A 22801-nucleotide genomic window follows, 5' to 3' on the forward strand; every position below is an offset into this window, starting at 1 on the left:
TCCTGCGTCCCGCCGCCCTGCGGACGCACCTTCGACGGCGGGATCAACGGCTTCGCGATCTCCCACAGCCCGTCCGGAACAATCCAACTCCACGTTTCCCGCCCCATGAACAGCCCAACGAGTGATCACCACATAGGACACGGTCTAAGAGCCTCCGCGGGCCTTGATGCCCTTGATCTGCGCGTTGACCGAGCGGTCGATCATGATGGCCGCTCGGACCTTGCCATCGACGCCACCATCCGCTCCAAGCGGGCCAGCCGCGTCTTCTCGGTACGGGCGGTGACCAGACCGAGGTGCAGGGCGAACTGGTCGGACTTGCCGAGCGTGTCGTAGAACACCCGCGCTGCAGGGTTCGCGTCGAGGGCTTCGATGAGATCCGGTGGTGCGGTGGCGTTCTTCTGCGAGGCGTATGCCGTCTCCCAGCGGCCGTCCGCCCGCGCCGCCTCGACCTCGGCCAGGCCGCGGGGGCGCATCCGGCCTGCCGCGATCAGGGCCTCGGCCTTGTCGACGTTCACCTGCGACCAGGCGGAGCGGGGGCGGCGGGGTGTCGTGCGCTGCAGAAAGTACGAGTCGTCGAAGCCTCGTCGCTGACCGTCGATCCAGCCAAAGCAGAGCACCGTGTCGACCATCTCTTCCCAGGTGAGCGACGAGATGCCGGTATGCTTCTTGGCGATCTTCACCCAGAGCGCGGCCTTCTCCCCGTGATGCTCTTCGAGCCACGCCTCCAGCTCGGCCGGGCTCGCGGGGACAAGGATCTCGACGCCGCCCTCATGTTTCTGCATAAACCGCAGACTAGAGGCCATATAGGACAGATGGTGACCTACTCAAGCGACCCGCTCAGGCGACCTGACCGGTTCGCTACTTGGCGAGCTTCTTCGCCCCTGCTTGCCTCAGGTCACCCGTCGAGTTGATGAACTGCTTGAGCTGGCTTGGGATGTTGCCGTAGCGGGTCGGCGAACCGACCGCAGGGTCTAGCCAAGGCGGCTACCGACACAGATGTGCTTGGGGCGATTCGACTTCCACAAGGGACCTTCGGGACCCCGGGAGTATCGGTGGACTGGTGACCATTGGGCGGTAGTGCCACTCCCGTGGCGGGGGGGGGGGGGGCCCCCCGGGGGGCCCCCCCCCCCCCCCCGGCCCGCTGGGTGAAGGGGTTGCCCGAACGCGGGGAGGGTGTGGGGCGGCGGCAATTGGGGGGGGTTGGGTGTTTGGGGGGGGGGGTGGGCCGGGGGGGGGGGGGGCGGGGGGGGGGGGGGGGGGGGGGGGCGTGGGGGGGGGGGGGCCCCGCCGGGGGGGGGGGGGGGCCCCCCGGGGGGCCCCCCCCACCCCGCTGCCGCTCCTGTCTCTGAGAAGGCTTCCGCATACCGGTCGATGGGTGTGGCCAGTCGAACTGGGTGCTAGATCGGGTGATCGCTGCGGCGTCGGCGCATGAAGACTTCTTCTCCCGGGCCTCCAGCATTCCGAGCACCGACGGCACAGCCACCTCCACGGACAAGACGAGCAGACGAACCGCCCCATCTCTCCCACCCACAGGCGGAGTTCACGCCCACCAACCTCGAACCACACGATCACGTTCGGAAAGCGGAAGCCTTCTGACATCAACCCGGGCCACCGGCCCAAGTGCTGGGAAACGATCAGCTGGTGGATGGGAAGCGATCTCTGATGGCTTGAGATGTCGCTGCTCAGATCTACTCGTGAACACCCGTGACGCCCCGGCCTTCTTGAGGATGCCCGCGGGTGCGGTTCGTGCACCACTCTGGAACGCGGCGGCGCCCGCCCCGAGGTCGGATCGGGACGGGCGCCGACATCGGCCGGGGCCGCTACTGGCCGGTCGCGTTGAAGCGGGCTACCTCCTCCTCGTGCCGCTTCGCTGCCTCTGCGGGCGCCGCCGCGAAGGTCTTGACGGCCGCCTGTACCGGGGTGGGGGTCTCGGGGTACATCTCGTCGAGGTCCCGGATGCGCAGGGCGCGTACGTCGTCGGGCAGGTCGTCGAGGCAGCGGAGTGCTTCGACCTCGGCGAGCTGGTACGCGGCGGTCGCCTCGGGGCGGAATGTCGAGTGGTGGTTGAGGTAGATGCCCATCTCAAGGATGCGTCCGAGGGCGCGCTTCGTGATCTGCTCTTCCTGCGCCTTGGTGCAGGTCGGCCACGACACTTTTGGTCCTCCTGGGTGATGAGTTGCCTTGATCGATTGTGTGCCCAACTGCAGGCCGCGTGGGAGCGTAGGCAGGAATTTGGGCACGGGGTGAGGCGCGCGGCTGTCACGGGGCCCCAGGGCGGGGCAGGTCAGCCCTTCTGGGCGGGCCGTTGACCGGGAAGGTCGTGCCGCCGGCCCAGGTAGCTGATCATTCCGAGCGAGAAGCCGGTCTCCTCTGCGAGTTCGCGGCAGGTGCGTCCAGCGGCGCGTTGGTCGCGGAGCCAGTCGAGATCGATCTGGCGCCAGCGGGTGGCTTTGCCGTCGCGCTTCATGCCGTATTCACGAACCAGGACCTTGATCGCCTCGGCGTTCACGTCGATGTGCTCCGCGATCCACTTGAGCGAGCGGTATTCGTCGAGGTAGAAGCGTGCGAACTTTTCCCTGGGGAGCGCGGCGCGAGCCCGGCGGACAGTCGCTCCTCTCTCCCACTTCGCGCTCTTCGCCCCGCTGGGAGGGGCTGGCTGCTCCTGCAGGACGAACCGGACGGTGTCATGACTGACGCCGAGGCGACGGGCGGCCTGCGCTGTCGTCAGGGATTCGCCTCTGATGAGGTGGTGCAACGTGCCGAGGTCGACGTCCTGCAGGTCGCAGCCGGGCAACTCCTTTGAACGGGTCGTCTATGACGCCAAGCGAGAATCCTTTTCCAGTCAGCGATCCTCCGACGCCGGCGGTGACCATGCCGCCGCGAACGCTGGATCCGCGGGGTGTTTCGAGGTCGAACCGGTTCGCGGCGTGGGATGCGGGGTCGAGGCGGACGCCGAGGGTGTCGCCGTGCTCGCGGAGTTGGTCTCGTACCCAGCGGCCGTGGTCGTCGGCGAGTTCGGCGCCGTAGGAGGCGAGCATGACGCGGGCGGTGGGGTTGCGGCGCAGGTACCACAGGGGCCCCCACCGGGAGGCACGCTGGCTCTTCCCATGGCGGGGCGGGCAGGTAATCATCACCTGCATCCGCTCGCCTGCGGCAATCCGCTGGAACACGTCATCGATCATGTCCAGGTGTGGTGCCTGCTTCTCCCTTCCCTCGGTGAGTACCGCGGCGAGCGCTCCCGGGGAGCGGTCCATCGCCATCTGCCGTTCCACCCAGGCAAGGCGCAGCCGTATGTCGGGGCTGGCCTGTTCGGCGATACGGCGACGCTCCTGCACGGAAAGGGTGCGGTAGTGACTGAGGACAGCGCCCTCGAGACGGTCACCCGTCGCTGTTGTCACCGGTGTCCTCCGGACCGTGCTGATCGGTGTCGGCCTGGCCGGCGATGCCCATGAGGGCGGTCAGTTCCGCGAGGCTGCCGTTACCGAACGGAACGGCGCCACCGTCGGGGCCGGACAATTCGGTTCGCACGGGCATGTCGAGGCCGTTGAGCTTGGCCCGGCGGTCCATGAGCTTGAGGACGGTGTCGACGGCCTTCAGGCCGATCTCCCGGGTGACCTCGATCCCTTCCCTGTCGAAGACGGGGCTGGGCGTGGTGGCCTTGTCCCATACGGCTGCCAGGAGGGCGTCGAGGCGCTCGTTCTCTTCCTGCCGGTAGGCGGACGCTTCGGCGGCTTGTTTGTTCGTCGCGGCGTTCGCACAGGGCCCGGTAGAAGTCCTTGGTGGCGGCGCCGCGGGTGGTGTAGCCGAGGGCGAGGATGCGGGGGTCTTCGAAGGGGACGCAGGCGCGGCGGAGCTTAATGAGCTTGGCGCGGCGTTCGGCGACTTCGGCGAGTTTGGCTTTGGAGACTGGCATGGCGGTCGGGGCTCCCGCGTGTGTGGTTGTCAGGCCCCGCGCCTGTCTTGATGATCCCTGATGTTCGGGTTTCGGTTCCCCCTGCCCGTGGTGGGTGGGAACCTGCGCGGCATGAGACGTACGCGCGTAGTGGGGTGGGCGGTCGTGGTCGTGCTGTGCACGGGCCTGGCTGGGTGCGGGTCTGGCAGCAGCGAGGGTGAGGATGGTGGCAAGCCGGTGGCGTCGCCGAGCGCGTCCGTGATCGGGGTGAGCGAGGCCCTGGACGCGTACTCGGCGGCCGCGGCTCCAGGGTGCGAGACGGCGGACGAGTGCCAGGACCTGGTGACCGCAAAGCTGGATGCGGCGAAGGACGTGCGGACGGCAATGAAGGCCGAGGACCCGACGAAGTACCAGGAGCCGATCGGGTTTGTGAACTTGGCGGAGAAGCGCGCCGAGCACTACGGCATGGACAACCTGGGCGCGAAGGGCAACTCGTTCGCGGTGTCGCAGCCCCTGCAGCAGATGGTGGCGTGGTTCCGGGAGCACCCGGGGGCTTCGTGACGAAGGGCCCGGCAGTGCGGGCTGGGGCAGATGGGCGGGGCGAGGCTGACGTCGTAACGCTGGCCTCACCCCGCTTGGGTCAGTACCGGGCGATCAGCCACGCGATGACTAGGCCGGTTGCGAAGTCGCCGAGCCGGTACGCCACGCCGCACATGAAGCTTGTCTGGGCGCCGCGTCCGTGGCTGGCCACCCATTTCCGCAGGTGACGGGCCGCTGATCTGCTGCGCTTGGCCAAGTTAACGCGCTGAGGAGTGTGTTCTGCGTTACTCTCCATTCGGAGTCCTCCCATCTTGCTGATGCTGGACGCCGCGCGAGGAGCCCTCTCGACTCATGGCCTAGGAAACCGCGTCGAGGATGCGGGGCTCCTTTTGCGTTGGTGAGGTTTAGCTGGACGGTGCGTCAGGCCTACGGCCTTGCGGGCGACTTGGTGACACCAGAGGGAAATTTAGGACATTCTAGTACAACAATGGTCGGATTCTCTGGCACTGGGCATCACAAGATCCTTCGAGGCTTTCCGAAGGCTCGGGACCCTGACAGTGACTCCCATCGCGCTTCCTTGTCGTTCTCGCGAAGGGCGTGTCGTGGCACGCGTCGGCCCCACCAGCTGGGTTGCTGATGGGGCCGGGTTGAGCCGCTGTGCGGCTGGGGGTTGCCGCACGGTGGGCTCGGGTGTGGTGGTCTGTGGCACGGCCCGTTGTGCGTCATCCGGGCGCGGGGACACCGTGAGACTCGGCAGTCCGGGCCGTGCAGTACCAGCGTGGCGTACGGCGGGCTGTTTGTCCGGGCCGGTATGCCCCGGTGATTCGCCAGCTTCACAGTGCTGAGGTCTGGTCACTTCGGTCACTGCACGGAGTACTGGCGGTGGTGCGAGTTGAGCGGATAGCGAACCGCCCGCCGGGAAGGCGGGCGGTCACCGTGAACCAGGTGGCGCGGGCAGTACGGGGCAGCCCATGAGCTGTGGCTACTCCGTCGCCTCTGGGGCCGGGCCGATGCCGTACTTCCCGTGACCTCCTTGCCGTTCTCGATCGGCCGGTGGATCTCCCGGGCCTTCGTGAGGTCGGTCAGGGCGTTGTTGAGGGTGGATCCGGTGGCGCCGGTGACGGTGGAGAGCTGGTCCTTGTCCAGGTAGTGGATCTCGAGTCGGAGCGGATCGGTGGTCGCCTCTTCGAGCGCCTGAAGGATCTTCTCCTTGGTGCTGGCCGGCTTCTTCAACGGAGGCGGGGCGCCCTTCCGGGTCGGCCCTTGTGACCGACCCGGCCCTCTCTGAATTCAGTGCCGGTTGTCAGTGCTGGCCCGTAGCGTTGTTGCCCCTACTCGTATGGCTGCGGGGAGTGCTGATGAACGACGACCTCGAGGTCGACAGCGACGAAGAACTGGTCCGTAATCCCGTCTACTACGAACCGGCCGGTCTCAATCTCGATCTGGACCGAGCCGACCTTGGCGTACCGCACGGCGAGAACCTCCTGGACAAGCTCCTTCGCATGCGGGGCCGTGTTCCGGTTGAGCGCCGCGGGCTGATCTGCCCCGACTGCCGGGACCTTCGAGGGCGACGCGTCCCCATGTACCTCGTCGAACGCAACGGGGTCTGGCTCGCCTCTCACTACCGGAAGCGTGGCGAGAAGCACATCAGCCACGAGTCCGACGAGCACCTCGCCCGTAAGGAACGTGTCGCGAAGGACTCCGAGGATCACGGATACCGGGCCGATATCGAGTCAACGGCGGCCGACGGGCGTGCACGTCTGGATGTTCGTATCAGCGGCGCCAACGGCATCGTTCTGGGCTACGAGCCCCAGCTGAGTGCGCAGACCACTCGCGGCATGCGGGCACGCGAAAGGTTCCGGAGGCGTGGCGGGATCCAGTCCGTGTGGGACTTCGCCGACCCTGAGCACACGGGCATTGGCAGGGTTCCGTACGTTCGTACACCGAACCTTCCGGCATCCGTCATCCGCGTGCAGAAGAACCCCATCGCGATCCGGGACGGCAACTTCGCCCTGGAAGAAGGACAGTGCAGTCCGAGCGGAACGCTCGACCGCAGGCTGTGCGCCGAAGGCACCACGCTGCGCTCGCTGCGCCAGGCCGACGTACCCATCGACACCCGCCAGCGCTCCGTGCTGGAGACCGTGGCCGCCGCCATGGCGTAGCCCGGTCGCCGGGCGCCGGGCAGGCCCCCTCGCGCGGAGGGCTTGCCCGGCCCGGACGTCAGCGCCCGGCGGGCTCGGGGTAGCGCCGACGGCGCCGGTCCGGGTCGTCGACGCCGATCTCGTACCAAGGCTCGCCGCGCTGCAGCCGGGGCAGGGTGTTCACCCAGACCGCGACGGCGATGCCCCGGACGTCGGCGGCGAGCGCCTGGAGGCGGTTGTCGAGCAGGTGCTCCGCCTTTCCCGCCAGGACGACATGCAGCCGCGGAAAGGTCTTCGAGCGGGTGTAGCGGTGGCGCTGCCAGAACGGATACGTCCCGCCGATCGTGCCGCGGGCTCCTTCCCAGACGCGGTGCCCGGCGTAGCGCTCGTAGTCCCAGACCTCACGTGCAAGCCGGGCCTGGGACATGGTGCCGTTGTCGAGCTCGAAGAGGCGCACCTCGCTGGTCTTGGTCGGCCACGCGAGGACGGCGTCGGTGTTGAAGCTCAGGCCAATATCCTTGATGGCGTGGTTGACCTCCACCTGCCAGTCAGTCAGATGGTCCCGGCCGCTGAAGGCGAGGATCATGTCCGTCACCGCGACGCCGTGCGGACCGAACCCGGCTCGAACGGCCTTCGCTCCGGTGCCGGCCCTCGGCCGGAGAGGCAACTCGTTGCCGTCGGCCAGAGCCTTCTGCCCCGCCGGGGTCAGGTTCCAGATCGGGTGCTTGCCCGCCTTGCCGTTCGTCTCCGCCAGCCCCAGCTCCGCCAGCTCCTTCATCGCCCTGCGCACGTACGACCGGCCGTCCGACTCCTCCGCCGTGATCACCGAAGCCATCTGCCGGACCGTCGCTATCCGCACACACCCCAGCATCCGCAGCGCCTCGGCCCGTACCTTCCCGGCCGTGGGAATGGACTTCTTCCCCTTCGCCGACGTCTCAGGGGAAAGGAGAGAGGTGTCAGCGTGCCGGGAGGCCTCCTTACGGGCGGTGTGAGCTGCGGTGACGGGAACGACGTTGGAATCGTTCGCGGCACCGTTCACGGCACTGGATTCCGGGCCGCCCACAGGGCGTTCAGCACCCCTTGTCCAGGCCGGACGCGGCTCCGGATCGGACCGCCGGGCGCTGCTGGTGTACGTCATGACAAGACTCCTCACACAGGTGGCGCGGGGGTCCGGATGGAATCCCCCATCACTTGCTAGAGGTGTGGCGAAAGCCGACGGTGTGACACTCCCCCGAGCGCCGTTACCGATCCGTGATCGTCAGGCGGAGGCGACTGTCCCGCCTTACTCGACCTGGTCATGGTCTCAACCGATCTGGTCAGATCTTCACGTGGCGGACCAGATCATTGGAGAACGGCGGGCGACATGGCACAAGGTGAATGGACATCACCGTCATGGCGCCCCGCAGTGCTCTCCGCGCCACAGTGGGGCTGGCACCGGGCGCGCGGCTTCATATCCGACGCGCCGGAACGCGCCGTCCCCTGGCCGATCACCTACCCGGCGTCCAGTTGGAAGGTCCAGAGCACCAACCCATCCCGACGGTGGACGGCGACCCTCGATGGCGGCTGCTTCCCGGCGGCGACGAAGTGGTCCCTGATCCTGGCAACCGTGTCGGGCAATCCCGCCTCGGTACTCTCCGGGATCGGTCCCGCCGGCTGCCAATGCATGGTCAGCGCCCAGTGGCGGCCCCTGCCGCTGCTGCGTGGCGCAGTGGGCTCGGCCTCAAGGTTCAGCCCGTCGAGGAGGTCGAGGATGACGTTCATGTCGCGGCCGTCTATACGCGCGAAGTTCTCTTCCACCAGGATCTCATTCATGCACGCTCACTACCCCCATGCACGAACCGATCAACCCGTGACAGGCACGGTCCGGTCGCAACGCAGTGGGGCGGGACGCTCATATCCGCTGCTGCCGGACCAGATCATCTGAGATAGATGGAGGGAACTATCCCAACGAACCAGATCGATTGAGAACAGCGTCGAGTACTGATCTCAACCCATCTGGTCGCCCCAGCTCACAGCCCAGTGGCCGGACCAGATCAATTGCGACGGGACAGCGGCGCAGAGCTCGGAGACGATCGCGAATGGGTGGGCTCCACCCGATGTCGTGCATCGCCACTGGATGCAGAACATCGCGGTTTCCACTCGGTGGACGATGCCCGGCATCGTCACCACAGCCAGGCGTTGGAGTGCCGCACCCGGGACGAGGCGCGGGCGTCGCGGCGCGCAGCCGCGTTGCCGATCCGGTTCTGCCGGGAGCGGGGCCGGCGCGACTGCCCGGCGGCCAACCGGCGCCATCCGGCATCTTGGAGCCGCCGCCGCTGCTTCCGCAGCTCCGCCTTCTTCGCCGCCTCCGACTTCGGCTTCCGGGGCCGCTTCCAGACCGGCTGCCACCCCACGGGCTCATCAGGCTCGGACTCCTGGGCCTCTCCGAGCGCGGCAGCCATCTTCGCGCGGGCCGCATGGGCGCGGGCGAGGGCGTCCTCGGGGCTGGGCAGTTCTTCCGGGGTGCTCACGCGACTCCTCCTATGTTCCGGCCCGGTCTGTGCTGGGTGCCGGGCTGCCGGGTGTGCGGCGGCGGGGCCGTCGCCGGGGCGGGCTGCGGTCGGGGGCCGTGGGCGACGGCGCGCTCCCGCGCGCCGTCCTGGAGCCTGGCGGCCAACTTCGCGGCGGCTTCGAAGGTCCGGCGAGTCTGCTCCACCGCGTCGACGCCGGTCTCCGGCTCCAGGAGGCGGCCGTCCTTCGGACCGGAGCGGAACGGCCGCAGGTGCGACCTCGAGACGGCGGGCACAGCGACGGTGCGCGGCCGGCGCGAGAGCCCAGTCGCTCCGCACGGCGCACCGCGTGGACCCGGGCGGCCAGGGCGTCGGCGGCGAGGCGGGCCCGCTCGTACGGCGAGGCGGTCCGCTTGCGGGTCAGCGGGCGCAGCACGGCCTGGTCCTCGGTGTCGCGCGGGTACAGGGCGCGCAGGTCGGCGGTCATCACCCGGCCTCGCCCGACGGGGCCGGTGTAGTCGTCAACGACCGCCCGCACGATCCGTTCGTCCAGGCCCGCCTAGTGGGGCCGGCCACGCAGGACGTAGGCGAGGTGGCGGCGGGCTTCGGCGAGCAGGTGCCGGCGGTTGAACGCGCCGCGCATCACGTAGACCACGGCGACGACGTCGACGACCGCCAGCGCTACGTCGATCACTGGCCGCACCCGCGCCCACACGGCCGCGGCCGCCGCCCGTGCCCGCTGGGCGAGCCGGTAGATGGTGCAGGCGCCGAACGCCTGGATTGCTGAGGCCCGCCATCGTTCGCGCAGCTCGGTCAGCGACAGCAGTTCCGTGCGCTTGGGCGGGCGGGTGCGGTCGGCGGCCTGGCAGCCCAGCGCGTAGGCGGCCTGCTCCCCCGGCGGGTGACCCTGCCGTTCCTCATAGTCGGCTGTGAGGACGAACAGCGCGTCCTCGATCTGCTGGCGGCGGGTCGACTGCCAGCCGATGAGCCGCTGGTCGATGCCCGCGATCTCCATGACGGGCCTGCGGCCGGGCGTCACCTCGCGGGGCTCCCAGGCCCACCCGAGCCGGGCGGACACCTCCTCCATGAAGTGCAGGGTGTAGAGGGTGTCGGCGGCGACAATGTGGGCCAGCATCGAGTCTGCCGACAGGTTCCCCCACGTCCCCTTGGTATCCGGCCGCCGGGCACGGATCGACACCATCGCGTGATCGTGGAGCAGCGGTCTCGACTCGGCAGCTCTCGACTCGTAGTGCCGGAACACGGCGACGATCAGCCCGTCCCTGATCGGCTTGCGGCGCTTGCCGCCGCTCCCCCACCGGATCTGTGCGACCGCATCCTCCAGCCACGCCAGCGTCTTGTCCCGGGCAATGTCCTGGCACAGCTCCAGCGGCGGCGTGGTATCAGCGACGACAGCGCGGCCAGCCAGAGCGGGTCTGCGGGCTCGTAGCGGACCGGTCCGGCGAGTTGCCGTCGCAGTACCGCGTTCTCGTGCCGCAGCACCAGCAGTTCGGCGTCCTTGGCCGTGTCCCGGCGCAGCAGGACCGCAGGCACGGACAGCAACTCCCGGGTGGCCCGGTACAGCAGCGGGATGATCACTGGTGCAGCATCCCAGGCACCGCCGAGGGGTCTTGCACGCGGGCTCCCACCTGCAGCGATGACTTTACGAGCCCCACAGGCAGACGTGGAGTGGGCGGTGGTCCGGCCGCTGCTGCCGGTGCCGGGCTGGATGCGGGGGCGGGTCGCTGCCACGCAGCTGCTGGCCATGGTGGTCGCGCTGCGGCCTGGCACCGAACTGGCGGGCCTGACTGAACGGGCTGATCGCGGTGCCACCACCCCGTCGGCGCGGACCGTCCATACCGGCGGCCAATCCGGCCGAATGCCGGGTGCATTGACGCGAGGTGGCAGGGACGCCGTACCTTGGGCTACCACGGAAGCGGCGTGCGGGGGGGGCGGGTGGGGCCAGTGGAGGGTGAGGCGGAGCCGGGCCAACTGATCGGCGGACGTTATCGGCTGGTCCGGAGACTGGGGGCCGGGGGGTTCGGGCGGGTCTGGCAGGCACACGACGAGGCATTACGCGTCGAGGTCGCGGTCAAGGAGGTCTGGCTGCCTCCGGCGATGAACGGCGCGGAGCGGGCCGAGCGGATCGTACGCGCCGAGCGGGAGTCCCGTAACGCCGCCAGGCTCCGGCACCATCCGAACATCGTCACTGTGCACGACGTGGTCGTCCAGAACGGCGTGCCCTGGACGGTCATGCAGCTGGTCATCGGGACGTCGTTGGCCGACCACGGTACGGCGCACGGCCCTTTGCCGGTGGAGGACGGCGTGAAGGTCGCGGCGGCGCTTTTGTCGGCACTCGGCGCCGCTCACGACGCCGGGATCGTGCATCGGGATGTCAAGCCGGACAACGTGATGCTGGCCGACGACGGCCAGGTGCTGCTCACCGACTTCGGTATCGCGGTCCACCAGGCCGACACCGGCCTGACCGTGGCCGGCGGGTTCATCGGCTCGATTGAGTACATCGCGCCCGAACGGGCCCGCGGCGTGGACGGGCAGGCGGCGAGCGATCTCTTCTCGCTGGGGGTGACGTTGTATCAGGCACTGGAGGGAGTCTCGCCCTTCCGCCGCGACACCCCGACCGCGACGCTCGCCGCGATCCTGCTGAACGAGCCACCCGCGCCACGGCGCTCCGGTGGGTTGGCGCCGCTGATCACCCGGTTGATGGCGAAGGACCCGCTCCAGCGCCCCACCGTTCCGGCGGCTAAGGCCATGGTGGACGGCATGTCGCACGGCATGGGCCCGACCTCTGTGTCTACGGCGCCGGACCTCGCGGTGGCGGCGCCAGACCCCGGGGCGACCAAGGTGCTGGATCCTGCCCCGGCGGTGGACTTCGGATTGACCGTGCCGGACTTCGAGGCGGCGGCCTCGGCCTCTTCCGAGGCCCCGGTGCCTGAATCGTCCCCCGGGGCCGCCAGCCGGGCCGCCCCGGGGGAGGCGGTGGCCACGCCTGAGATGGCTGCTGTATCGGACCGAGGGATCAACAGGTCGAAGTCGGGCAAGATTGCAGCCGTCAGCGTGGGAACCCTCGCTTTGATCGTCGCCACCGTGGTTCCGCTTCTGCTGTGGGGGCCGGGCCACCATGCTGCTGACCCGCTGCGTGGCCTGCGTGATCCCTGCGCGGCCGTGCCACAGTCGGAACTCAACACCCTTCAGGTGAATTCCACTCCCACTCACCACACAGACAACGTTCATTCGCGTTCCCGGTGGTGCGACTGGAATGTGGACGACCAAGGCGCGGACCTCACGGTCGGTTACGACACCCAGAGCATGGCGGACGTGCGGGCCGAGAATCCCAAAGCGGTGCCGTACGGGGGCATCAAGGGCGCATACGAGTACCTGGACGTCAATGTCGACAGGTGCATCGTCTGGTGGCCGACCTCGTTCGGGGAAGCGGACGTGACCTATGCGGACTACCCGCAAACCGAATGCTCGAGCACCGAGCAGTTGGCTCGGGCTGTGTACCCGAACCTCTCCCGCTGACCCTGTCCGCGCAGCGGCCCACGGGGCACCGCTGGACGGGTGCCGGTCGAGCACGTGGCCCTTCGTCAAGGAACGGGAAGAACCAACCACCCTGTCCCGCTCGGAAATACGATTCTGGGCCTGGCCTGCATCTGTCGCGCGTGAAGATGCAGCCGATTCGCAACGGCGCGGCGCCGTACAGCCGGGTGTAGGCCGAACAGCGCAGAGGCGCACTATCGTGGCGGCATGTCTCATGATCTGTACGGTGGCGACCGTGAGTCCGTTGCGGCCGGTGGGTGCCTCTCCGATCCCGCGTGGTTGGTGAACGCCGACCCGCGGGACGTGTGCGCAGCACTGGATGGTGCTGTGGGCGAAGAGGAGATGTTGGCTGCGGCGGTGTACCGGGCGTCGGCGCACCTGCACCGGAACGCGAATACCGACAGTCGCCGGTGGCTGCTGGCCTTGGATGCGGCCCGATACGGGAACCGGGACCTGGCCGCACGGTTCTCGGCCGTGAACGCGCACGAATCGCTGGCGGCAAGGTGGGGTGTGGAGTGGGTGACCGGCAACTGCGTTGACCCCCGGTACCGGTACACCATGACCGGCCACACCGACGCGGTGATGGCGATGGCGACGACGGAGGTCGACGGCCGCCCGATCGCTGTCACCGGTAGTGCCGACACGACGGTACGGATGTGGGACCTTGCCACCGGCGAGATGCTCGGCGAGCCGCTCGTCGGGCACACCCAACCGGTGTTGGCGATAGCGACGACGGAGGTCGACGGCCACCCGATCGCCATCACGAGCAGCCGTGGTACGACGGTGCGAATGTGGGACCTGACCACAAGACAGCCCATCGGCAAACCGCTCGGCGGCCACACCGACGCGGTCCACGCGGTGGCGACAGCGGTTGTTGACGACCGCCCGATCGCCGTCACCTGCAGCGGCTACAAGGACCGCACGGTAGGAGTGTGGGACCTGACCACCGGCCAGATGCTCGGCAAGCTGCTCACCAGCGACACCGAGTGGGTGGTATCGATAGCAACGACAGACCTGGATGGCCGCCCGATCGCTGTCACCGGCAGCGACGATGGAACAGTGCGGGTGTGGGACCTGGCCACGAGGCAGACGATGGGCGAACCACTCACCGGCCACACCGATCTGGTGGAGAGGGTGGCGACGGCCCAGTTGGACGGTCGCCCGATCGCAATCACCGGCAGCGACGATCGAACGGCGCGGGTATGGGACCTGACCGCCGGCAAGATGCTCGGCGAGCCCCTGACCGGTGACGGGTTCCAGGTAAAGGCGTTGAAGACGGCGGTGATCGACGGCCGCCCGGTCGCCGTCATCGGCTCTCACCGAGAGGTGGGGGTGTGGGATCTGGCCACCGGCCAGTCCATCGGCGAACACTTCGCCCGCTTCGGCGGGGCGGTGGAGACGGTGGTTGTGGACGGCAGCCCCGCTGTCCTGACCAGCAGTTACAACGGGACGGTGCGGCTGTGGGACCTGGTTGCTGGCCAGGTCCCCGGCGAGCTTCTCACCGGTGGCACCGACTGGGTGTCGATGGACGGTCGCCTGATCCCCTTCACCGGCAGCCACGACGGGACGGTGCGCGACCTGATGACCGGCCAGGCCATCGGGGAGTTCGTCACCGGTGATACCGGCGGGGTACTGTCGGCAACGTCGACGCAGGTCCACGGCCGCCCGGTTGCCGTCACCAGCAGCCACGACGGGACGGTGCGCGTATGGGACCCGACCACCGACCAGATGCTCGGCGAACCCCTCACAGGCCATACCGATTCGATCTGGGCGTTAGCGACGGCGGACCTGGATGGCCGTCCGGTTGCCGTCACCGGCAGCCATGATGCAACGGTGCGTGTGTGGGACCTGACCACCGGCCAGATGCTCGGCGAACCCCTCACCGGCCATACCTGGCTTGTCTGGGCAGTGGCCACAAGCGTGGTAGATGGCCGGCCGATCGCCGTCACCAGCAGCGACGACATGACGGTTCGGAAGTGGGACCTGGCCACCGGCCAGATGCTCGCGGTCGCGCACCTCCCCGGCCTTGATTCCGCACGCGCGCTCGCGACGGCGGTCGTGGACGGCCGCCCGGTCGCCGTCACCGCCAGTACGGACGGGACCGTGCGGATCTGGGATCTGGCTGCCGATCAATTGGTCGGCGAACCCTTTGCCAGCCACCCGCACTTGACACGGACCATGGCGGTGGCAGCGTTGGATGGTCGCCCGACCGCTTTCATCGGCAGCGAAGAAGGGATCGTGAGTATGTGGGATCTGACCACGCGCAAACAAATCGGCCCGGAACTCGTCTTCCCCGAACCCGTCCTCGCGGTGACTGCGGCGAACGGCAAGCTGATAGTCAGATTCGGCCCCGAAGTCGCCGTACTCTGCCAGCGCATCGAACTCGACCCTCGACACGGTGCTGGGGCGTGAGTCGACGCGACGTCCGCCAACCAAGGCTTCCATGGCGCTCTGTGATCTCGGGTTGCGATGCTTAAACGTTCACCAACCAACAACACAGCCCCGTCCTGCACCCGCTACCAGGACATCCACTCCGCGATTCCGCTGACGCCCACCCGCTGCCACCTCACCGCCCACTCACAGCCCGGTCGGTGCCGCGCGCCCACGGTGAGCCGATCGCGGTCGACGGCGAGGCGGAGCCGGTGGTCGTGAAGCTGGGGGTGTGGGTCTCGAACACCAAGTCGCGGCGCGACAAACTCACCGCGGAGCAACTCGCCGCACTCCGGGAGCTCGGCATGCAGTGGGCGTAAGGATGTCGCCGTCCATCGAGCAGCGGTCCGGGAATTGATCGGGCGGCTCTTCAGTCTCAAGTGGTCCAGGCGGGACGAAAGAATGCCCGCCATGTGGCCAACGCCTCCTCTGTATCTGAGAAGTGGCAGGAACGGCTACGTGTAGCAGTCCCTGCGAGGGCCGCTACACGTAGCGGTCCATGGGCTCCGCAACGTACGTGCCGCCGGGCAACTCCACGTCGGTGGGCTCGAACCGCTCCGGGCCGCTTCCGACATCGCGAGTGACAACGGTCCCCGGGCAGCGGGTCGTAACGTGCAGGACCGGGTTCCCGTCCGCGTCTACGCTGTTGAGGAGGGTGTACTGGCGCAGCGGGTTCCGCCACCGCTTGATGTACCACCCGACGACGGCGAGAACGATCGCGACGGCGAGGCCGCTGACGAACTGAGGAACCGCGTCGCGGAAGATCGTCACCGCGATCCCGGTGACATCGAGGTGCTCGTCGAGGGCCGCCCTCGCCCAGTGCGGCTCAACATCGCTCAGGGCGGTGTAAGGGGGCATGCTCTTCATGGAACCGGTCCTCCGGATTGCAGTTCCCGCCGCCCGTGGTGTGGCAGCCGTGTCGGGCGGTCGGTACGGGTGCACCTGGTGTACTTCCGTACGAACACCAGTCGGGCCGGGGCTCGAAGCGTTTGCTCCGGGCCCCGGCCCGACGGTGTTCCCCGACCAACACCCACCTATGGTCCTGGTTGGTTGACTCTTCAAGGCCGGGGCTACCCCCGAGAGTCCCGGCCCGAGTGGTGGTTACGGCCGGGAAGCTTCTCCTTTTGTGGGCGGGGTCGCGTTGACGACGGCCGCCATCGCCCCGGCCAACTTCAGGCGCGCCAGGCGAACTGCCGGCTCCCGCTCAGTGCGAGAGCGGCCCCTGGTCAGGGCAAGCTTCAGCGGCACGAGGGCGATGAGGATGACATCCAAGATCCGGGAGATCCTGTATCCGATAAGACCGACGATCGTTCGCATCACCAGGCCCCAGTCCTTGCTACTGGACACCTGTACTCCTTCGGGTTTCGAGTGTGCGTGTGGAGTGCGCTGCTGCCATACAGCCCACCCTCGGTGTGCACGGACCGTCTGCAGAGGACAGGCCGTGCACCCGGGGGAAGGGGTGCCTGACGCTGCTCAGGCGAGCCCGAGCTCCTCACGCAGCGGCCGCAGCTTCCGGCGGGCCCTCCAGACGGCGTTGCGGAGAGCTCCGCTCGAGATCCCGAGGTGCTCGGCCGCCTGCAGTGAGGTGAGCCCGTCGAACGTGACGAGCGAGAACCCGATCAGCTCGCTGGGCTTCAACTTGTCGGCGAGCGAGCGGCGGTAGGCGTCGATCACGAGCTTGTTCTGCAACCTCGTCTCGACAGGGTCCTCGTCGAACGTGACGAGGTAACCCACTACCGGCTGGGGTGCTTCTTCCAGGGCCCAGTCATGGTCCCCGACGAGGATCTCCCTGGCGCGCTGCTCGGCGAGCTTGCTGAAGAAGCTCTTCACCGCGTTGTTGAACGTCGCCCAGGCGTAGTCGGCGATCTCGTTCGCCACCGGTCCGTTCTGGAGTTTGCGGTGCAGGCCGGTGAACGCCTTGTCCGACACCTCACCCTCGTGGAACTCGCCGATCTTGATGATGACGTGGCGGCGGTACGAGGGCTCGTTCTCCTTGATCACCGCCCACCGCGGCAGAGACTCCTGCGGCAGATCCGTCATCGGGCAGAGGCTGTCCAGGTAACTCGAGCTCTGGCCCGGAATCAGCCAGGGGTTCTTCATGACATGAGTGGTCCTCACTGGAGTCGAATCGTTCGCTACGGACCACTCGCTGCGCCTCGCCGTCCCCACGCGGTGGCGATCACCGGCTACTGGTCCTGGCACCACGTACACGGCCCCGGAGGCGCACTGGGTGCGTACCGGGGTCGGGCGGCGGAGGTCGGCAGGCGGTGGATCGATTACCGGCTCGGCTGAAGTCTGGGGACAGATCTTTTCGGCCGCCGTGGCGGCGACCCACGCGGCGGCTTCAGCAGCGGTCATGAGCAGCACCTGCGTCGGGTGGGCGGTGAAGCCCTGCACGACGTGGACGCGGACCGGGTGCGTGCTGCTCTTCGGGGTGGCACCACCGGGTCGGTTCACCCTGACCAGCGTCCAGAGCCGGGCCTGCCTCGTCCGCGCGCTTCATGAATGCCTCGCCTTTCTCCAGGGCCGGTGCGCGACTCAGCCGTGAAGATGTCGAACCCACATCAGCGAGGCAACGGCGGAAACGTAGGGTCACGGATCGGCAATGTCCGCACATGCTTTCGGTAACGCTGGCACATTTGGTTGACCGACCAGCGAATGGGGCCTGAATGTCGTCTCCGAAACCACCTCAGCCGCCTCGCGGTACACGGATATTCCTCGACAGCAACGGAACTCTGACAGTCGGCCAGTGGCATACTCCCGCGAGCGGCGCAACCGTCCAGACCATCGACGGCACAGGCAAGCGGATCACCGTGACACGACTGTTCGCGACTGGCGTGTTCGCCTTCGCGCTCAAGAAGAAGACCGGTTCACTGTCTGTCGTGATCTGTGGAAGAGACGGAGACAGTACGACGGTGAAGGTCTCGGCCAAAAAGGCACAGGACGTCATGGCCTGGGCTGTCGCATTCAACGGCTGGTCCGAAGCTAACAGTTGACAGGCGTCAAGCCTTGTCGTCATTGGTGAGTTGCGCTCGGATCGCATGCCAGGCGAAGCATTGACGGCGCGTCGCGGCCCTGGCGCAAGGCCCGCCACGGGCTACCTGACCGCCCCCAGGGCCCACGCAGAGCGGCTGGAGGACGGCAGCGAGGTCAAGCTCGGAGTGCTCCTGTCCAATAGCAAGACCAGGCGCGCCAAGCTCACCGCCGACAAACTTCAGGCGCTGGCCAGCCTTGGGCTCGACTGGGCTGCCTGACGGAACAACGACGGCGCCCGCCCCGAGGATATGCCCGGGGCGGGCACCGTATTCGTTTCTACGGCCACGGGACGGCGTGAGTGACCATCGGGGCTATGGGGCGGCGGAGGTCGGCAGGCGGTGGATCGACGACCGGCTCGGCTGAAGTCTGGGGGTGGGGTGGTGGTCGGTCAGGCCGCGGGTGAGGACGGACAGCAGGTGTGGGGCTACGAGGTAGCCGAGGTAGTCCTTCCCGGTGCGGCCGTCGGGGGCTTGCCACAGCGCCGCCCATGCCTCCTGGAGGGTTGGCTGACCGTCGTGGGTGGTCAAGGATTGGGCGAGGGCGGCGGCGGAGCGTTCCGCGCTCCTCACCTGCCGGTGGTAGGCGGTAGTGTTCCCGCCGAGGAAGACGTGGGGGCTGGTGAGCACGTTGAAAACCAGGCGTAGTCGGAAGTCGTCGGTGCTCAGGAACCAGGTCTCGCGGACCGTCGGGGGCGGGGTGCCCCAGCAAGGTTGGAATCCGGCGAGGGCGGCGGCCTGGTCGACCTGGTCGCCGGTGGCGTACAGCTTCACGGCGTAGGGGACTTCCTCGTCCAGGTGCAGGCCGTGCCGGTGGTGCAGCGCCACGACTGCGGCAGTGAGCGCGCTCAGGTCGGCGTCGTCCAGCGGCCGGCGGCCGGTGTAGAGGAGGTCGAGGTCGGAGGTGGGCTGGTGGGTGCCGGTGGCGTGGGATCCGTAGGCGAGTGCGTAGCCGTCGGTGTCGGGCAGCAGGCCGGCTGCTTCCAGCAGGATCGTGGGTGCCGAGGCGCGGTTCATCGGGATGCCTCCTGACCCAGGCGGGTGACGTAGTCCAGGACGTCGCGCATGTGGGTGGTGGTGATGCGCGGGTTGATGGACATGAACCGCAGCGGGGCCAGGACGGCTCCGTGCCGGATGTGGCCGAGGTCGTCGGGGAGGGTGAACTGGTGCAGGTGCCAGCGTCCTTCGTCCATCAGGCGGCGGTGGATGGCCCGGTTCACCTCGTTGAGCCGGGCCACCTCCGGTTGCGGTTCCGGGGTGGGTGCCGGGCGGCAGGTAGCAGAAAGCCACCGCGCACAGGTCCGGCTCATGCAGCCGCATCAGCTGGGGGTGCGCGTCCACGAGCGTCGCGAACGCTTCCGTGCGGTCCAGGCGGTCGTCCATCATCCGGGCCAGTCCCTGTCGGCCCTGGGAGCGCAGTGCGGCCCAGGCGCGCAGGCTGGTCCACTCCTTCGTGCCGAGCTGCGGGGTGACCTGTCCGAAGGCGTAGTCCTCTTGCATGATCAGGTCGGAGTAGGAGGAGACCATGCGCAGGGAGGCCGGGTCGCGTACGAGGAGCGCGGATCGTGTCTGCGGCGCTATCGACATCACGCTGGACCGGCCCTGGACGCCGGCGTAGGGCTGAGGCCGAGAGGTATCCCCTCGCCCAACCCAGGCCAGGACGGTAACGCTTGCCTGGCCACGGTGTACCACCCTGGCCTCGACCCGCGGGCGGCATGCTGGGCGCGGCGCGGCGGCCGGACGGTCGATCCACACGCGAGGGCGTAGTCGATAACCGCAGCGCGGCCGTCGCCTGTGACGGGGCTGCCGTGATGCACCACGTGCCAAAACTCGGTGACTGGGCCCGGGCGGCTGCGCCCACGCACGGTCGGCGATTAACGTTCAGCACTCGGGGAAGGAAGCCGATCTCACGGGCGGCATTCAGATCACTGTATGCCTTCGATCGCGACACACACGTCTGGGGACAGACCAGATCCGAAATCACCTGTCGCATGGGCATCCTGGGAGGCGCTTCCCAGACGATCCTGGCCGTCTCCTCAACACGCAGCCGATAGATGCTCCACCGCCTGGAACTGGTCCGGCGACGGAGCTCCTTTACAAGGGTGACCTAGTCACCAGTGAGCGAGTCCTTCAGTTCACGAAGGGGCGGCGGCGGTGACCACCCCGTAACCGCCCACTCCCACCCGCTGCTCGTGACTCGAACAGCACCGAACGGCATCATCGCAAGGGCGAGAGGCGATGCGAGCTTCCGCGCCGCAGCCCGGATGAGGTACGGCGGTAGTGAGATACGTTCACGAACCAATCCTCATAGCCTCGACGCTCGCACAGCCAGCCCATCGCGGTCCGCAAAACCATGGCTGAAAAGTGGACAGCGTCTGGCCTGCGCAGACGGCAAGCTCAGTCCACAGGGCGGCCAGGCACGGCTCTGTGTGCGAATAGTTCTTCCTTGCGAGTTCCTGTGCGAACTCGCAGCAGGTGTCGACCTCCACGCCCCTCTCGGTGTCGAGTGGTGCTCGCCCGGCCGAGGGCGGGCCGACCATAGTGCTGTACGCCGTGCACACGGGGGTCTGTCCGGTGCGCCCGGGGTGCGCGGCAGGTCATAGTGCCCGTGCGGATGTGATGTCGGCGAGGCGGTCCAGGCGCTCGTACGGGGCGCGGACAAGGCGGGCTCGGTCCTGGACGCAGCGCACGGCGCCCTCCAGCGTCGCGCACAGCCATCCTTCCGCCTCGCGCCGGCCGACTTCCTCGCGGCGATGGACGGCTCGCTGCCCGCAAGCCCCCACCCCGTGCCACCGCGCGATCTGAGCCGAGCACGCCGAACCTCGCGCAGTTGGCTCTCGCCGACCTCCCACGCGACCGGTTTGGTCGCATGTCTGGCCAGGTCTCCAGGAAGGGGCTGCGGGTCTCGACGCCATGTCGCATCCAACTCCGATCCGACATCGACTCTGAGATTCCGACATGAAATTTGAGGAGCGGATGTAGTCCGGCACGTCTACTCACGATGCGCGCGTAGTCGAGCAATCTCATCGCTCGGCGACTCTTCCTAGTTCAGCACGCTGGGGTGCTCGGGCCGGAGCAACTGCTGGGCAACGAGCTCGGAGCGGGTCAGCTCGAGCAACCGCCCCATCCAGTTTCGTCCCCGACCGTCGGGGACATCTCGCCAGAAGGGTGAGTCCGAGAGGCCGGTGTAGCTGATCCTGGCGTCCCCTGTGGAAACGAGGACCTGGGCGAGTTCAGGGTGCTGAGTGAACTTCACGCGAAGGAGCTCTGCCATGACCGCGAGCCGAACGTTAGGCCAGTCACTCCGGTGCGTTGCCTGGCCACCCAGGTCATGCGCCTCTCTGCCGGAGGCCGCATCGCGGATTCTGCTTCTGTCAGAAGCGTCGGCCGCCGACAGCGCCCAGTACCCATGCAGTACGGACGTATAGGACTCGCCGGCGAACACGATCTGTGCAGGGAAGTCGTTGCGGAGCATGAACAGCCCCGGCTGCTCAGGCCACCCCTGTGGGTAGACGGTTTCGTGGGAGATGAGAGCCGGTCGGCCGGGCTCTGAAGGATCGTCAGCATGCTGGATGGCCCGCCGCTCCTGCTCGCTCTGGACTCCCTGATCTCCGCGGCTGAAGTAATCCAGGACGTCCTGATGCATCTCCGCTGTCACTACCGGGCCATCGCCGTCGACGACCTCACCAATGTTCGTAAGCAGGATCCGCAAGGGACGGTCCTGGCGGTCCATATCTCCGAGGACGTAGATCCGAAGGTGCGGCGGAACCGCCAGATATGCCGCCCGGAGAAGTGCTCGGTTGGACTCGGCTGGCTCCTGCTGAAAGCGTCGGATCGCAGCCCAGCAACGTTGCCCGGCAGTTGGTCGCTCATTGAGTGCTTCGATGCGATCAGCGACTTCCAGAAGGAATCCCTCTGGTGTCAGCGGTTCGCCGTGACGGGAGGCCCACTTCGATGGTTCGTCGGGAAGGGGTGGAGTCTCAGGGTTGGTCACCGTCAATCGGCCCGTTGCCAGCATCTTCTCGAGGCCGGCCAGGTCCGTACGTTCTCCGCAGGTGATCGCTCCATCCGCGAAGACAATCAGGTCGTCGAGGTAGTACTCACTGTCTGGTCGATAGCGCCGCCAGATGTGGCACCAGGCCCCATCGATTCTCTCCCCATCCACCATCCGATATGTCGGTCCCCGCCAAGTCATAGGCGCACGCTATCGCCTGCGAGACGATCATGGGAGTGGCACGGGAGTCCCCAGGTCGCTGCTTCCTGCCCGGGCGGAGAGGCCGGGTAGCAGAAGGCCTCAGACTGCGACGGAGAGCAGGTCCACCACGAAGACGAGTGTCGAGCCTGCCGGAATCAACGGCGAGGGTGACTGGTTGCCGTAGCCGAGGCGCGGGGGAACGATGATCTCGCGCCGGCCGCCGACCTTCATCCCTCTGACCCCGCGGTCCCAGCCCTTGATGACCTTGCCACCGCCCACGGCGAACTTGAACGTCTGGCCCCGGTCCCAGGAGGTGTCGAATTCCTTTCCGGACTCGAAGGTGACCCCGACGTAGTGAACCTGGACAACCCTGCCCGGCTTCGCCTCAAGCCCGTCCCCGACCACGAGGTCGCGGATTGTCAGCTCGGTGGGAGCGTCACCCTCCGGAAGATCGATCTCGGGCTTCGTCAGTTCACTCATTGCAGCCTCATTCGCTCGCCGCCGGAAGCCCTCATACAGACCAGCCG

At 67.8% G+C, this 22801-nt stretch carries 21 protein-coding genes and 3 pseudogenes; 6 read left to right on the plus strand and 18 right to left on the minus strand.

Annotated features, from left to right (window positions below; genetic code table 11):
• The 6 genes and pseudogenes from ACIRP2_RS37015 to ACIRP2_RS37040 all read right to left on the minus strand — a co-directional run.
• Window positions 1-107: pseudogene (locus ACIRP2_RS37015) on the minus strand (IS5/IS1182 family transposase); the annotation flags it as partial.
• A gap of 93 nt (window positions 108-200) precedes the next feature.
• A complete protein-coding gene (locus ACIRP2_RS37020; RefSeq protein WP_404258170.1) occupies window positions 201-782 on the minus strand; it encodes a YdeI family protein in 582 nt (193 codons plus the stop codon).
• A 97-nt stretch (window positions 783-879) separates the two neighbouring features.
• Window positions 880-978 (minus strand): annotated as a pseudogene (locus ACIRP2_RS37025) (NAD(P)H dehydrogenase); the annotation flags it as partial.
• Window positions 979-1820: 842 nt separating this feature from the next.
• Entirely contained in the window at window positions 1821-2153 is a 333-nt protein-coding gene (locus ACIRP2_RS37030) for a hypothetical protein (protein WP_404258171.1), read from the minus strand.
• Between the two features lie 131 nt (window positions 2154-2284).
• Entirely contained in the window at window positions 2285-2794 is a 510-nt protein-coding gene (locus ACIRP2_RS37035) for a hypothetical protein (RefSeq protein ID WP_404258172.1), read from the minus strand.
• 584 nt (window positions 2795-3378) lie between these two features.
• Window positions 3379-3567, minus strand: coding sequence for a hypothetical protein (locus tag ACIRP2_RS37040; RefSeq protein WP_404258173.1), 189 nt, complete (start codon window positions 3565-3567; stop codon window positions 3379-3381).
• 562 nt (window positions 3568-4129) lie between these two features.
• Between ACIRP2_RS37040 and ACIRP2_RS37045 the strand changes: the two genes are divergently transcribed.
• On the plus strand, window positions 4130-4453 hold the full coding sequence (locus ACIRP2_RS37045; protein WP_404258174.1) for a hypothetical protein: 324 nt from the start codon (window positions 4130-4132) through the stop codon (window positions 4451-4453).
• Between the two features lie 840 nt (window positions 4454-5293).
• On the opposite strand, the gene ACIRP2_RS37050 is transcribed toward ACIRP2_RS37045, so the two are convergent.
• Window positions 5294-5665 carry a hypothetical protein gene (locus tag ACIRP2_RS37050; RefSeq protein ID WP_404258175.1) on the minus strand — a complete coding sequence of 124 codons (372 nt, stop codon included), beginning with the start codon at window positions 5663-5665 and terminating at the stop codon, window positions 5294-5296.
• Window positions 5666-5790: 125 nt separating this feature from the next.
• Between ACIRP2_RS37050 and ACIRP2_RS37055 the strand changes: the two genes are divergently transcribed.
• A complete protein-coding gene (locus ACIRP2_RS37055; protein WP_404258176.1) occupies window positions 5791-6594 on the plus strand; it encodes a hypothetical protein in 804 nt (267 codons plus the stop codon).
• 58 nt (window positions 6595-6652) lie between these two features.
• On the opposite strand, the gene ACIRP2_RS37060 is transcribed toward ACIRP2_RS37055, so the two are convergent.
• The 4 genes and pseudogenes from ACIRP2_RS37060 to mobF all read right to left on the minus strand — a co-directional run bounded on the left by ACIRP2_RS37060 (window position 6653) and on the right by mobF (window position 10674).
• The gene (locus ACIRP2_RS37060) at window positions 6653-7711 is read right to left on the minus strand and encodes a replication-relaxation family protein (protein WP_404258177.1); all 1059 of its coding nucleotides are present in this window, start codon (window positions 7709-7711) and stop codon (window positions 6653-6655) included.
• Window positions 7712-8064: 353 nt separating this feature from the next.
• Window positions 8065-8385, minus strand: coding sequence for a hypothetical protein (locus tag ACIRP2_RS37065; protein ID WP_404258178.1), 321 nt, complete (start codon window positions 8383-8385; stop codon window positions 8065-8067).
• A gap of 350 nt (window positions 8386-8735) precedes the next feature.
• Window positions 8736-9083, minus strand: coding sequence for a hypothetical protein (locus tag ACIRP2_RS37070; RefSeq protein WP_404258179.1), 348 nt, complete (start codon window positions 9081-9083; stop codon window positions 8736-8738).
• A pseudogene (gene mobF / locus ACIRP2_RS37075) lies at window positions 9080-10674 on the minus strand (MobF family relaxase). Before mobF ends, ACIRP2_RS37070 begins: the two are co-directional and overlap by 4 nt.
• 350 nt (window positions 10675-11024) lie before the next feature.
• Between mobF and ACIRP2_RS37080 the strand changes: the two are divergent.
• From ACIRP2_RS37080 to ACIRP2_RS37090, 3 genes are all read left to right on the plus strand, one after another.
• Window positions 11025-12599 carry a serine/threonine-protein kinase gene (locus ACIRP2_RS37080; RefSeq protein ID WP_404258180.1) on the plus strand — a complete coding sequence of 525 codons (1575 nt, stop codon included), beginning with the start codon at window positions 11025-11027 and terminating at the stop codon, window positions 12597-12599.
• A gap of 225 nt (window positions 12600-12824) precedes the next feature.
• Window positions 12825-15029 carry a hypothetical protein gene (locus ACIRP2_RS37085; RefSeq protein WP_404258181.1) on the plus strand — a complete coding sequence of 735 codons (2205 nt, stop codon included), beginning with the start codon at window positions 12825-12827 and terminating at the stop codon, window positions 15027-15029.
• A 179-nt stretch (window positions 15030-15208) separates the two neighbouring features.
• Complete coding sequence (locus ACIRP2_RS37090; RefSeq protein WP_404258182.1) at window positions 15209-15367, plus strand: helicase associated domain-containing protein; 159 nt, start codon at window positions 15209-15211, stop codon at window positions 15365-15367.
• A gap of 163 nt (window positions 15368-15530) precedes the next feature.
• Here the strand turns inward: ACIRP2_RS37090 and ACIRP2_RS37095 are convergent, their stop codons facing one another.
• The 3 genes from ACIRP2_RS37095 to ACIRP2_RS37105 all read right to left on the minus strand — a co-directional run bounded on the left by ACIRP2_RS37095 (window position 15531) and on the right by ACIRP2_RS37105 (window position 17147).
• Entirely contained in the window at window positions 15531-15914 is a 384-nt protein-coding gene (locus tag ACIRP2_RS37095) for a hypothetical protein (protein ID WP_404258183.1), read from the minus strand.
• Window positions 15915-16148: 234 nt separating this feature from the next.
• On the minus strand, window positions 16149-16394 hold the full coding sequence (locus tag ACIRP2_RS37100; RefSeq protein ID WP_404258184.1) for a hypothetical protein: 246 nt from the start codon (window positions 16392-16394) through the stop codon (window positions 16149-16151).
• A gap of 126 nt (window positions 16395-16520) precedes the next feature.
• Window positions 16521-17147 carry a sigma-70 family RNA polymerase sigma factor gene (locus ACIRP2_RS37105; RefSeq protein ID WP_404258185.1) on the minus strand — a complete coding sequence of 209 codons (627 nt, stop codon included), beginning with the start codon at window positions 17145-17147 and terminating at the stop codon, window positions 16521-16523.
• 569 nt (window positions 17148-17716) lie between these two features.
• Here ACIRP2_RS37105 and ACIRP2_RS37110 point away from each other — a divergent pair.
• Entirely contained in the window at window positions 17717-18043 is a 327-nt protein-coding gene (locus ACIRP2_RS37110) for a hypothetical protein (protein WP_404258186.1), read from the plus strand.
• Window positions 18044-18394: 351 nt separating this feature from the next.
• Here the strand turns inward: ACIRP2_RS37110 and ACIRP2_RS37115 are convergent, their stop codons facing one another.
• The 4 genes from ACIRP2_RS37115 to ACIRP2_RS37130 all read right to left on the minus strand — a co-directional run bounded on the left by ACIRP2_RS37115 (window position 18395) and on the right by ACIRP2_RS37130 (window position 22754).
• Entirely contained in the window at window positions 18395-19096 is a 702-nt protein-coding gene (locus tag ACIRP2_RS37115; RefSeq protein ID WP_404258187.1) for a nucleotidyltransferase domain-containing protein, read from the minus strand.
• Window positions 19093-19272 (minus strand): hypothetical protein, encoded by a 180-nt coding sequence (locus ACIRP2_RS37120; protein WP_404258188.1) that lies wholly within the window; start codon window positions 19270-19272, stop codon window positions 19093-19095. The genes ACIRP2_RS37115 and ACIRP2_RS37120 overlap by 4 nt, the downstream gene beginning before the upstream one ends.
• Before the next feature lie 1850 nt (window positions 19273-21122).
• Entirely contained in the window at window positions 21123-22247 is a 1125-nt protein-coding gene (locus ACIRP2_RS37125; RefSeq protein ID WP_404258189.1) for an NADAR family protein, read from the minus strand.
• A 126-nt stretch (window positions 22248-22373) separates the two neighbouring features.
• On the minus strand, window positions 22374-22754 hold the full coding sequence (locus ACIRP2_RS37130; protein WP_030976601.1) for an FKBP-type peptidyl-prolyl cis-trans isomerase: 381 nt from the start codon (window positions 22752-22754) through the stop codon (window positions 22374-22376).
• Window positions 22755-22801 lie beyond the last annotated feature (47 nt).

Source organism: Streptomyces sp. NPDC101194 (assembly GCF_044767885.1).
Lineage (GTDB): Bacteria > Actinomycetota > Actinomycetes > Streptomycetales > Streptomycetaceae > Streptomyces.